Source organism: Bacillus sp. sid0103 (assembly GCF_019219025.1).
Genome location: NZ_JAHUWN010000092.1, coordinates 1 through 823, shown reverse-complemented (window position 1 = coordinate 823; position 823 = coordinate 1). Strand labels below are relative to the sequence as shown.

General features: G+C 38.6%; 1 protein-coding gene. It reads right to left on the bottom strand.

All coding sequences use genetic code 11. From position 1 onward, the window contains the following. Positions 1–427 precede the first annotated feature (427 nt). Positions 428–823 (bottom strand): transposase (locus KW850_RS32580; protein ID WP_218351720.1); only part of this gene is annotated, 396 nt, incomplete at its 5' end.

Sequence of the window (823 nt, the reverse complement as noted above, 5' to 3'; positions counted from 1 at the left end):
CTCCCTCAGTTAGATACGATTATCTCTCGAATACTCACTTATTCGCAGGAATTCAAATCACTTGAATGATCAATAAGCCGTGGAATGAATGAGTAATTAGCATTTTGGCTACATGAAGGCGTACTAAAATAAAGGATTCAGTAATAAATCCAATTATTTCCATATGATGTACGTATTCTCCACGCTACCCCTGGAGGTTTTCACTCCCATGTCTCAACGGGTCAATGCCCTCTCATTCCTTCGTTACACCTATCCAAGTGGTAGAGGCCGGTCTTTCTAACGGAACGGGTCTGAGCCCTTTTGCACAACAATTCCGGTACTCGTACTTTCTTTGAAGTCCTACGAATAAGCCAATATTCGAAAGATATTAATCTTAAAGGTTTTAATTATTCTATTGTTACTATAAAAGAATCAATTCTGGTTTAAGTTATGCAGCTAATGGAACTATTGGTTTTACTTTGTGGGGACGATAAGATTCATTTTTTCGGGCTATTCCAACTAAAACTCTTGCGAGTTTATGAATTAATTTCATAATCGATTTCATTTTTTTCATCTTTTTCACTTTTACATTGTTAGCGTGCAGCTCTTTAAAATCAGGGTTGTTCATGACTAGACTCATAGTTGCTAAGTACAAGAAGCGCCGCAAACGAGATCTCCCACGTTTAGAGAGCACAATTTGACCTTTCCATTTACCAGAACTAGCCTCTGCAAGATGTAATCCAGCATGACGCAATAAAGAATTACCGTGTGCGAATCCACTTAGATCTCCTGACTCTCCTAAAATGCCTGCAAGGGCAATCTCGCTAATCCCTTTAATAGCAAG